Raw genomic sequence first — 11225 nt, 5'->3', positions numbered from 1 at the left:
TTCAACTTATTTTTCTCTCATTTTTTATCCGAATAACACTTTGTGCATATTAAAACAGAATATAATCTTTAATTTTAAGAGTTTTGTACGTTAATAAACCCATATTTCACAAATCAATTATATTAAAGTTCGTAAATTAAAAAATAGAAAAGATACTGATTTCTAACCAATTAGTACATATATTGTCCTTTCTAAATTTTATAAGTTATAATTTTATAAAAAGATGTGTAAGGGGATGGGAACATGAAATTGTATATGAGGCAAAAGTTATTTTCGTTGAAGCAGGATTTTAATATTTACGACCACAATCAAACACCCCTGTTTCGTGTATCTAGCAAATTATTTTCAGTTGGTCGCCAATTACGGATTTATGATGCCCTAACAGATGAGGAACTGGCTTATGTTAAAGAATCGCCTTTTCGCTTTTTAACCCAACTAAAGGTCTACAAAGGCAATGATTATATAGCTACTATCCAACAAAAAATGACTTTATTTAAAACCAAAATGGCCATTCAAGATATTGGATGGACAATTCAAGGAGACCTTTTAGGTTGGCAATATGTCATTAAAAATGAAAAAAATCAGACAATTGCGGAGGTTAAAGCAAAAATGCTATCTTGGTCAGATACGTTTGAAATTACGATTGATGATACTCAAGTAGACCCCATTATTGTGCTTGCGATCATCCTTGCGATTGATACCATCCGTGACAAGCAACAATCTGGTTGAGAAACGTAAAAATGATGACCGGTAACTAAGCTGAAATCGCTATAATAGAGGTGTACTGGAAACACATCCCAACAATTTTCAGTACATCAATTCACTTTAGCTCAACAGCTAAAACATTTTTCTTCATCACGAACAGGCCTGCTCTCATTCCAGGCCTGTTTTTTATGGATAAATTTCAGAAATTGCTTATGGTAGAATGTAGAAAAAACAGTCTAAAGTAGGTGAAATAATGAAGATAATGTTAGTAGAAGATGATTTAGTGATTGCCCAAAGTTTGGCCACCGCCTTAAATAAGTGGCAATATGAAACTATCATTACAGAAAATTTCGAAGATATCCTTGGTGAATTCAAACGCCATAACCCACAATTAATTTTAATGGATTTGAACTTGCCTAATTATAATGGCTATTTTTGGACCCAGGAAATTCGCAAGCTTTCCCAAGTACCCATTATTTTTATTTCCTCAGTTGGCGAACCGGTTGATATGGTGATGGCGATTCAAATGGGCGCTGATGATTATATTACAAAACCAATCGATATGCAGGTTACAGTAAGTAAGATTCAAGCTTTGCTTAGAAGAACCTATACCTTTTCTATGGAAGTAGATACCAATACTTATCAACTTGTGGGGGCAATACTTGATACCAATAAAGCTAAAGTTACTTTCAACCAGTCTGAAGTTAGCCTCACCTTTACCGAACTACAAATTCTTCTGGTCCTATTTCAAGCCAAGGGGGACTATGTAGCCCGTGAGAAGATTTTAGATTTCTGCTGGCAAAATGATCAATTTATTGACGACAATACTTTAGCTGTAAATATGACTCGGATTCGCAAAAAATTGCGGCAAATTGGCTTAGATAATTTTATTCAAACAAAGAAAAACTACGGTTACCGCATCAAAGTAGAACCATCTTAAAAGCCTAATATTTAATCAATAATAACAGATAAGAAAAGAGAGGTAACCTATAAATGAAACAATTGATTCAGCGGTTTATCCGCCAGGAAGGCATGACCCTGCTCTTTTTGTCCATCATTTTCGCTACTATCATACTGATATTTTTTTTGTTTGACTTATCTAAGTCAGCATTAGAATTATTACTATGGTTACTCTTCATTATCAGTATCATTTATTTTACGGGTCGCATGATATATCAAAAGGAACAGAGAAATTTACTAGCTGAGAATGAAGCTTTAAAAACGCAAATAAATACGAATAAGAATAATGCACTCCAACAACAAGCTGATACGGAGGAATACTTTTTAATGTGGGTGCATCAAATGAAGACCCCTATTACCGCTAGCCAACTTGTCCTCGACCAATCAAGTGAGCAAAGCGCCAATTACTTAAAACAAAATATGGTAGAGATCGAAAACTATACCAATATGGCATTGCATTATTTACGACTAGTCAATCCCGACCGTGACCTGACATTTACAAAAGTCTCACTAGACGCAATCATCCGGCCTTTAATCAAGAAATACCGTGGACAATTTATTCACCAACAAGTGAAATTACATTATGAAACCATTAACGAATCGATTGTAACTGAAGCTAATTTGACTAGTTTAATGATCGAACAGATTTTAAATAATGCCTTAAAATATACGCATAATGGTGATATTTGGATTCAATTTGACGCCCAAAATATGCTGTTAACAATTAAAGATAATGGCAAAGGGATTCGGGAAAGTGACCTGCCAAAGATATTTGACAAGGGTTTTTCGGGCTTTAATGGTCAGTTGAATGAAAAATCATCCGGTATCGGTTTATATTTGGTTAAAACAATTGCCACACGGCTAAACCAGCGCGTCACTGTCACTTCCACTGTGAATGAAGGCACAACTTTTACCATCTATTTACACCAACGTATCCTCTCTATTTATTAAAAAATACCTTTATTGAATGAACCTTACAATTTTGTAAGGTTTCTTTCTTGCTTTGTAAGAATAGATAAATGTAGTCATGGCTTATCTTCGGCATAATATAACTATAAACAAGATCGTCACATGACAAGGAGGAAATCACATGTTACTAGATGTAGCAAACATTAAAAAAGTATATAAAACAAAGGGGAATGAAACAACTGCCCTACAAAACATCGACTTTGCCGTGAATGAAGGTGAATATGTCGCAATCATGGGGGAATCTGGTTCAGGTAAATCGACCCTATTAAACATCATTGCCACTTTTGATAAAGCCACTGAAGGTAAAGTAAACTTAGCTGGCCAAGACCTAGCAACCATTAAAAGTAAGGAAATTGCCCAGTTTCGTCGGGAAAAATTGGGTTTCGTTTTCCAAGATTTTAACGTATTAGATACTTTCTCAAATAAAGACAATATCTTACTACCATTGGTCTTATCCAATGTACCCGTAGGTGAAATGGAAAAACGCCTAGAAAAAATTGCTCAACCACTTGGTATCACTAATTTATTAGATAAATTCCCATACGAAATTTCTGGTGGACAACGGCAACGGGTGGCTATCGCCCGAGCAATCATCACCCAACCCAACTTATTATTAGCGGACGAACCAACGGGTGCTTTAGATTCTAAATCGTCAGAGCAAATTCTAAATATATTCAAACAAATCCATCAAAGTGGTAACACTATCCTAATGGTTACCCACTCAATCCCCGCTGCAGCAAGCGCCGGACGGGTACTTTTCATTAAAGATGGGGTTGTCTACCACGAATTATACCGCGGTGAAGCTACTGACCAAGAGATGCGCGAACGGATTGCAGAAAGTTTAACCATGTTAACGAATCGAGGTGTGTAACATGCGCCTAGGTATGCTAACAAAACTTGCAGTGACAAATATTAAAAATCGTGCCACTGTGTACTTTCCCTACTTTCTATCCTTTACCTTATTGATGGGTTTGGAATATATTATGGCATCCTTAATGACCAATGATTTTGTTCAAGAGCGCAATGCACAACTACCAACAATCATTGCCTTTGCCATTTTCCTATCTACGATTTTAATTACTATCTTTACCATTTATGCCAATAATTTCATTCAAAAACAAAGGCGACTGGAATACGGTTTATACACCGTCCTCGGTCTAGAGCGTAAGCATATTTCACTGATGATGTTGATTGAACAATTCATCTTATGGATCACTAGTACTGTCCTAGCCACAGGTATCGGTTTTATTTTTGGAAAAATGGTCTTCATCATGATCAACAAACTGATGAAAGACACCGGTGCCACCCTAATGGATTATCCATTCTCACTGGGTGTTGCTGGTTATACAGTTGCTGTCGGTGGTTTAATTATGTTCTTCGTGTATCTGATCAATAATATTCGTCTAAGTCGGATGCAAGCAACAGAATTATTACAAGAGAAAAAAGCTGGGGAAAAAGAACCTAAAGCAAATATTTTCGTTCTACTTATTGGTTTGGTGGCAATGGGGGCTGGTTACTATTTTGCCCTAACAATCACAAACGCTATGAGTCAATTGCCACTCCTATTTGGTACAATTCTACTAATTAGCATCGGTACTTACTGCCTATTTATCAGTCTTTCAATTCTTGTTTTAAAAGCCTTACAGAAAAACAAGAAACACTACTATAAGCCAGAAAACTTTTTAATGATTTCAGGCATGTTATATCGGATGCGGGCAAATGCCGTTTCACTAGCATCTATCGCCATCCTTTGTACAGGTATCATCGTTACTGTTGGTACAACCCTATCCCTATACATGGGGATGTCATCTATTATTGAAGGTGCAACCCCTCGCCAATTTGAATTGACTTATATTGTGTCAGAAAATGGTGAACAGGAAAAACTTACTGAGGAAGATTTTCTTAATGATATGTCTAACTACTTAGGTGAAGACATCAACACAAGCTTCGCATCAGGCTATGACCTAACCATGATTGGTGCCCGCTTTAATGACGGTGTTTTCCAGCCAGAAAGTGGTGAACCAGAATGGCTCGCTTACTTATTACTCACAACAGTGGATGACTTTAACGAACTGTACGGAGAAGATTACCAACTTGAAGAAAACCAAGCGCTGTATGCTAGTCAAATCAAAAATGCAAAAGAGTTAGACCAGATCACCCTATTAGCTGATGATGACAACAAACAAGTATTAGACTTACAAGCTATCGATGAAACCTACATGCCAACCAATTATGTTGGCGACATTATGTACCTAGTTGTCCCTAATGAAGACGTCCTAAATGAAATCCGCGAAAACTTCTTAATCAGTGTCTATGGTAGTGACGAACCAGTTAAAGCTGAGCCTAGTCAAAGTCTCTATTTTGATGTAGATGATGAAGCACAAGCCAAAGAAATTGAACAAATGATTGCGGATAACCGTATTGCAGTAACAATCGGTAACCATACTTATCGTATCTCTTCAAAACAAAGTATGACTAAAGAACTATACAGCTTAAATGGTGGTTTCTTATTCCTGGGGATGATTGTGGGTATCGTACTCATTATCGGTACAATCTTAATGCTTTACTTTAAGCAAATTTCAGAAGGTTATGATGACAAAGAAAAATTCGATATCATGGGCCAAGTTGGACTACCCGATAGTTTAATCAAGCAAACCATTCAAAAACAAGTCTTTTGGATATTCGCCCTACCAAGTATCGTAGCAGTCTTAAATGCCGTCATGGCACATAAAATTGTCATGTCCTTATTACGAACACTAGGCCTAATCGCCCCTACAACCGTACTTACAGCATATGGTATTGTGATTGTCGTATTCATCGCAATCTATGCCATCTGTTACCTCATTACCTCTAAAATGTACTACGCGATCATTAAGAAAGAAATGTAAATAACCAGATTTTAAAAAATAGACTAACTTAACCATTCATCTACGGCTTAAGTTAGTCTTTTTACGATATAATATGTTTAGAGATTTTATATATTATTAATAAAGGTGAGGTAATATGATAAAGAAAAAGTTCAATGAACTCAATCTAAGAGATAATTTTGAATTTCAAGTGTTTGTTTCTTCAGAACTATCCACTTCAAAAAGTAATGGAATCCAATTTATAAACCTTTCTGAGAGTTATCCAGGATATTTGAAAAAAGAAGGTAATGATATAATTCTAGATTTATCAACGATTTTGATGAAACCTAGTGCACAAGATAAAGTTTCTACTTCTAATTTGGACGAAGTAGAAACTAACGATGATTTAGGTCCTTTATACGCCACAACATGGGACGGAAACATACAATTCATCATTAGAAAGTATTTTCGTTCAAAATCTAATCAGACTTTTATGTTTAATGCTGCATCATACGGAGGTACATCCTCTTTTGTGATTACGGATATCTCTTTCGCTTCACAATTTATGTTATCTTCTTTGGTTTATAAAGCACAACTATCTCTAGACTTTATACATGAATGGTTTTCGTTATATAAAATACAAGATGAATTTCTTAGCAACTCTTACAGCCCATCACTAATATTTAATGATTTATTTTTTAAAGATATCAGATTTTCCTTCTCATTAAATAGTGAAGGAAAAAATCATATGACCCAAAGAATTCAGACAATTAAACTTAACTCTATCATAGTTATTGAATTGGATACTCCTCAAAATAGAGATTTTATATTTGATTTAGCTATACAATTTAGAAATTTATTTCAATTGATTCTAGATAAGGATATAGGATTACATAGGATTATTTTAAATGAGAATAAATCATTAACAAAGAACATTCGTGAACCTAAAGATGAGCGTGAGAATTGGTTTATCTCACAATCTTATTTACCAAAAGTACCTGATTATACTAAACATTCTTTTGAAATTTTATACAGAGACATCCAACATGAGTTTGATAGTGTTCTAAAAAGATATTTTGCTTCTGAAAAAATAAGGGAACTAACTAGTCGCTATCTAATTACAAAACAATTTAGAACTCCTGTCATTTCCGCCTTTCTAACACTATCGGCTGGGGTTGAAAACTACTTTAATGGTGAGGTATTTACTAATGGGACTAAAGTAAAAAGTTTTGAGACTAAATTGAATAAACTATTTAACTTTTCTTGGGATAGCAATCCAAATACCAAAGATATAATTAAAATAATTAAAGATAATAGGGACTACTATATACATGGCCATAAAAAAGAGAAAAAATTAAATGAATTAGATTTGATTCCAATATACCAAGAATTTCAAAAAGCTATACGTAATTATCTACTAAATGAATTGTGTGATAACTTACCAAAATAAGTACGTATTAGTAGAACTCTTTTATTAGATTATATTTAATTGAGTATGATAATATTATGACCAAACATACTCTAATTTCCCTAAGCAGAAAGAATAGATATCTAGTCTTATCTTGCTGCTAAAGACATTTTTTTTACAATATGAATAAGCTATCGGACATAATTGAGAACAGCATTAAGTGTCATTAATTAAATAGCAGATTTTTGTGTTTTAAATAACTTTTAATTCACAATATGTGATAGTAAATTCATTTTATACGAACTTATCTAAACTACGTATTTTTCAAGAGAATAGGTGCAAAGTAGAAGCTAAATGTAGATAAAATTATATATTCTGTTAATTAGTTTTATAGAATAAGAGAAGTAGTTTACCAAAAAAATAGACCAACTTAACCATTCATCTGTGGCCTAAGTTAGTCTATTCCTGTCAATTGAAGTTAAACTTCTACAACATCTTTAATTAATTGGTAAATGAATTTCTCTGCATCAAACACTTGCAGGTCATCCACTTTTTCACCAAGACCGATAAATTTAACTGGAATATCCATCTCATAGCGAATCGCAAAGATCACGCCACCCTTGGCAGTTCCGTCAAGTTTGGTTAAGACAATACCATCAATATCTACAGTCTTATCAAACTCTTTAGCCTGTACTAATGCATTTTGACCAGTTGTTGCATCTAATACCAATAAAATTTCATGTGGTGAACCAGGTAATTCCCGAGTTAAGATACGTTTCATTTTATCTAATTCGTTCATTAGATTAATTTTAGTCTGTAAACGTCCAGCTGTATCTACTAATAAGTAGTCGTAGCCACCTTCACGCGCAGTTTTAGCAGCGTCAAAAGCCACAGAAGCTGGGTCCCCTTGCGCTTTACCAGTCACAATTGGTACATCAATACGACGTGCCCATTCTTCTAATTGCTCAATCGCACCCGCACGGAACGTATCCCCTGCAGCAAGCAAGACTTTTTTACCATCTTGTTTTAATTGGTAAGCCATTTTCCCAATGGTAGTCGTTTTGCCGACACCATTAACTCCAACAAATAAAACAACTGTTGGACCGTCTGGATTTTCATTGATTTCAACATTCGGTTCGCCACCTTTGTCGTAAATCTCCACCATTTTTTCAATGATGACATCTTTTACTTGTTCACCTGAACTAGCACCGCGACGTTGTACTTCCTCACGTACTGCGTCAGATAAGGCAAGTGTCATGTCAAAACCAACATCAGAAGAAATGAAAGTTTCTTCTAAATCATCAAAAAACTCATCATCCACTTGGCGGAAACCAGCAAACAATTCATTCATACGGTCAGAGAAAGAACGTCGTGTCTTCTCAACACCTTTATCGTACTTTTCAAAGACAATCTGATCTTGACTAGGCGACTCAGCTTGACGCTGTTGCTCAACAATCTCATCCTCACCCGTAAACGCGCGTTTAATACGGTCAAATAATCCCATCGTATCACTCCTTTACTAAAATAAAAATCTCATATGTCATCGTAAAATTATAAGTTAAGGTGTATATTAACTAACTTACTTATATCGTATCGTAAAAGTAACAATCCTGACTAAAATCAATTTTAAAAACTGGCCACTGAAAAACTATTAAAATAGATTTCCGAATGTAAGCTGAAGCCTTATAACATCTTCCCTTAACGTCTGAACTTCCAGTATTTTATCATGGTTTTAGTCATCTGTTTCAAAGAAAACAAAATGGTCAATTGCTTTAGCGACCCCGTCATTTTCATTCGAGTCTGTGATGTAGTCAGCAAACTCTTTTACATCTGATCGACCATTTTCCATCACTACAGATGTGCCTGCCCACTTAAGCATAGCTAGGTCATTCTCCTCGTCACCAATTACCATCACTTGGTCTTTAGTTAATTCTAAAATATCAGCTAAATGACTCACACCAGTTCCTTTATCAATCCCTTTAGGCATGATTTCTAATTGGAAAGGATGACTACGCATCACTTCGAAATCTTCAAACACCCAGTCCGGAATTTGATCAATCACACTTATTAAATGATCAGTTTCTGTATTCACAACTACTTTAAAAATAGCCGTTTCTGGATCTAAATTGTCCATATCAAATTGTTTAAACGGTAAGAAGTTCATCGTTTCTTGGTAGAGACCCGGATGATTTTCAGGGAATGGGAATTGGTAAACTGCATCAATTAATACCGCTTCAAGTGGCAATTCTAGAGACGCCATCACGTCATATAATGCTTTAGCTTCCGCCATTGACATGGTCACTTGGCTAGCTACTTTGCCGGTTTTATTTTGAATAACTAACCCGCCGTTATAGGTGATAGAATAATGATCCGCTGTATTGGTTGCTAAAGTATCCAAGAAATTTTGGATCGCTTCAAGTGGTCGCCCAGTACAAATGGCGACATCCACACCGTTATCAATCGCCTTGCGGATCATTTCACGGTTACCCTCACTAATCGTCTTATCATTCCGTAACAAAGTGCCATCTAAATCAATTGCAATTAATTCAATCATAATGCCCTCATATTTCTGTTCAATATTTTTACTAAATTACTTACATTTTGCCACATTTCCCCATGAAAAACGAATAATTCCTTTTTAATTTGATTATTCTAGTAATTTCTCATCAAATTCTTCTAAACGAACGGCCGCCAATTTAGACACACCAGAATCCTGCATGGTCACCCCGTACAAGATATTTGCTGACTCCATTGTCCCCTTACGGTGGGTAATCACAATAAATTGCGTCTTATCCGCAAATTCACGTAAAAACCGACCGTAACGAGCTACATTGGCTTCATCAAGCGCCGCTTCCACCTCATCTAAAATAGAAAAAGGTACAGTTTTAACGTCTAGAATCGCAAACAATAAGGCAATTGCAGTTAAAGCTTTCTCCCCACCTGATAATAAGGATAGGTGTTGCAGCCGTTTCCCTGGCGGTTGAGCTTCAATATCAATTCCTGATTCTAACAGATTATCTGGCTTGGTCAATTTCAGACTCGCCCGGCCACCACCAAATAATTTAGGAAAGATATCTTCAAAAGCATCCCGAATAGCAATAAAGGCTTGTTCAAACCGTTCAGCTACCTCTTCATCCATTTCAGAAATTGTTTGATAGAGTTTTTCTTTGGCAGCCAATACGTCATCTCTTTGTTTTTGCATAAAGGTAAACCGTTCATTCACTTCTTCAAACTCATCAATGGCTGCTAAATTAACCGGTCCAATTTGTTCAATTTCTTTTTTCAACTGACGAACTTTCAAGGATGCTGATTCCATAGACATGGTTAATTCTGACGTCGCTCTTGCCCGTTCAAAGGTCAGACCGTATTCTTCCCGAAGGTGAGTTAAATGGTTATCAATCGATACTTCATATCGAGAAGCTGTTGCCTCCACCTTAGCTTGTTTTTCAAGCAAGTCTTGGAGATGTGTGTTCATCTCTTGGACTTCTTGGTCTAAGGCATCAGCCTTATTCTGCGCCTCATTGCGGACTTTTCGGACCGCTTTTAATTGAGCTTCACAATCTTTCTGCGCTTTCACAGCTGCTTGATAGTCAGCATCCAAGGTGCCAGAAGTTTCAGAATTGGATAAAATAGCTTCACGCATCAATTTAAGTTCCGCTTCTACTTGGCTTACCTGATTTTCTTTTGCTGCTAATTCAGCTTCTTGACCTGCTAATTGACTTTCAACTTGAGTATATTGCGATTGCATGACCGCTAAATCTGTTTCAGCAGCCTGCAATTGCCCTTGTAATTGCACCCTTTTTTCAGCCTTATCAGTAGCGGACAAGTTCATATCCTCAATCAGATTTTTCAATTGATCTACTTGATCGTCAACAACTTTTAAGTCCGCTTCTAACTTGGCTTTTGCTTTTTCTTGTTTCGCCTTCGTTTTTGAAGCAGAAGCTTGCAGGCTTTCACCAGTTTTTAAAACTTCAGTTAAATCAGCAATTTGCCCGGTTAACTGGTCAATGTGACTCGTTAAAGTCCGTTCACTAAAGCGTGCTTCATCCCCTTGTGCTTTAATTGTTTCAAGCTCTTTCACCATCTCTTCAGATACTTGTGACGCTTGGTGCATCTCTTCTTGCAAGTTGGTTACGGTTGCGGTCAAGGTCTTGATTTCCTGACTTAAATGATCGATGTCCGTTTTCCGGGACAATAAACCAGCATTGTTATTCCGTTTCGTTGCCCCACCAGTCATTGACCCACCAGCGTTAATCACATCTGATTCAAGGGTCACAATCCGGTAGCGAGAATACAGTGCTTTAGCAATCGCACGAGCATTATCAAGATTGTCAGCG

General features: G+C 36.2%; 8 protein-coding genes and 1 pseudogene. 6 read left to right on the top strand and 3 right to left on the bottom strand.

Translation table 11 applies throughout. From position 1 onward, the window contains the following. The first annotated feature begins 243 nt into the window (after window positions 1-243). The 6 genes from ACRCJ0_RS06170 (at window position 244) to ACRCJ0_RS06145 (ending at window position 6930) form a co-directional block, all read left to right on the top strand. A complete protein-coding gene (locus ACRCJ0_RS06170) occupies window positions 244-729 on the top strand; it encodes an LURP-one-related/scramblase family protein (protein WP_431389888.1) in 486 nt (161 codons plus the stop codon). A gap of 229 nt (window positions 730-958) precedes the next feature. After that, window positions 959-1645, top strand: a complete 687-nt coding sequence (locus tag ACRCJ0_RS06165; protein ID WP_026466325.1) for a response regulator transcription factor — start codon at window positions 959-961, stop codon at window positions 1643-1645. A 53-nt stretch (window positions 1646-1698) separates the two neighbouring features. After that, the gene (locus tag ACRCJ0_RS06160; RefSeq protein ID WP_418151013.1) at window positions 1699-2616 is read left to right on the top strand and encodes a sensor histidine kinase; all 918 of its coding nucleotides are present in this window, start codon (window positions 1699-1701) and stop codon (window positions 2614-2616) included. Between the two features lie 139 nt (window positions 2617-2755). Next, window positions 2756-3505 (top strand): ABC transporter ATP-binding protein, encoded by a 750-nt coding sequence (locus ACRCJ0_RS06155; protein ID WP_026466327.1) that lies wholly within the window; start codon window positions 2756-2758, stop codon window positions 3503-3505. 1 nt (window position 3506) lies between these two features. Then, window positions 3507-5522, top strand: coding sequence for an ABC transporter permease (locus tag ACRCJ0_RS06150; RefSeq protein ID WP_431389885.1), 2016 nt, complete (start codon window positions 3507-3509; stop codon window positions 5520-5522). Window positions 5523-5637: 115 nt separating this feature from the next. Next, complete coding sequence (locus ACRCJ0_RS06145; RefSeq protein ID WP_431389883.1) at window positions 5638-6930, top strand: HEPN domain-containing protein; 1293 nt, start codon at window positions 5638-5640, stop codon at window positions 6928-6930. Between the two features lie 436 nt (window positions 6931-7366). Here the strand turns inward: ACRCJ0_RS06145 and ftsY are convergent, their stop codons facing one another. The 3 genes and pseudogenes from ftsY to ACRCJ0_RS06130 form a co-directional block, all read right to left on the bottom strand. Continuing rightward, window positions 7367-8392 carry a signal recognition particle-docking protein FtsY gene (ftsY, locus tag ACRCJ0_RS06140; protein ID WP_419973678.1) on the bottom strand — a complete coding sequence of 342 codons (1026 nt, stop codon included), beginning with the start codon at window positions 8390-8392 and terminating at the stop codon, window positions 7367-7369. A 228-nt stretch (window positions 8393-8620) separates the two neighbouring features. Further along, a complete protein-coding gene (locus ACRCJ0_RS06135; protein ID WP_431389880.1) occupies window positions 8621-9442 on the bottom strand; it encodes a Cof-type HAD-IIB family hydrolase in 822 nt (273 codons plus the stop codon). 93 nt (window positions 9443-9535) lie between these two features. Continuing rightward, window positions 9536-11225, bottom strand: a pseudogene (locus ACRCJ0_RS06130) (chromosome segregation protein SMC); the annotation flags it as partial.

It is taken from the genome of Aerococcus sp. L_32, assembly GCF_050689315.1.
This window is presented reverse-complemented; position numbering and strand designations above follow the sequence as displayed.

Coding starts and splice junctions, on each gene's coding strand:
- ACRCJ0_RS06170 (WP_431389888.1), top strand. CDS start 244: ATGAAATTGTATATGAGGCAAAAGTTATTTTCGTTGAAGCAGGATTTT.
- ACRCJ0_RS06165 (WP_026466325.1), top strand. CDS start 959: ATGAAGATAATGTTAGTAGAAGATGATTTAGTGATTGCCCAAAGTTTG.
- ACRCJ0_RS06160 (WP_418151013.1), top strand. CDS start 1,699: ATGAAACAATTGATTCAGCGGTTTATCCGCCAGGAAGGCATGACCCTG.
- ACRCJ0_RS06155 (WP_026466327.1), top strand. CDS start 2,756: ATGTTACTAGATGTAGCAAACATTAAAAAAGTATATAAAACAAAGGGG.
- ACRCJ0_RS06150 (WP_431389885.1), top strand. CDS start 3,507: ATGCGCCTAGGTATGCTAACAAAACTTGCAGTGACAAATATTAAAAAT.
- ACRCJ0_RS06145 (WP_431389883.1), top strand. CDS start 5,638: ATGATAAAGAAAAAGTTCAATGAACTCAATCTAAGAGATAATTTTGAA.
- ftsY (WP_419973678.1), bottom strand. CDS start 8,392: ATGGGATTATTTGACCGTATTAAACGCGCGTTTACGGGTGAGGATGAG.
- ACRCJ0_RS06135 (WP_431389880.1), bottom strand. CDS start 9,442: ATGATTGAATTAATTGCAATTGATTTAGATGGCACTTTGTTACGGAAT.